Here is a 207-nt window from a genome sequence, read left to right as displayed (position 1 = left end):
CTTACCTTGCCGCCCTGTCCGACTTCCATTCTGTTAAGGCTCACCATAAGGCCTACGATTGTAACATCTGCAGCTCCTCTTACCTTTGGAACTGTCTCCTCCATTGATTTGCCGGATGTGGTGACATCCTCTATCATGACTACTCTGTCGCCATCCTTAAGCTTGCTTCCAAGGAAGCCTCCCTTGTCTGCACCGTGATCCTTTGCC

Annotated in this window: 1 pseudogene; it reads right to left on the bottom strand. The window is 50.7% G+C overall.

Features of this window, described 5'->3' with window-relative positions:
- Positions 1-207: pseudogene (locus LJE12_RS19955) on the bottom strand (orotate phosphoribosyltransferase); the annotation flags it as partial.

Origin of the sequence: Blautia sp. DFI.6.71 (assembly GCF_020593585.1) — a bacterium.
Lineage (GTDB): Bacteria > Bacillota > Clostridia > Lachnospirales > Lachnospiraceae > Blautia_A > Blautia_A wexlerae.
This window is presented reverse-complemented; position numbering and strand designations above follow the sequence as displayed.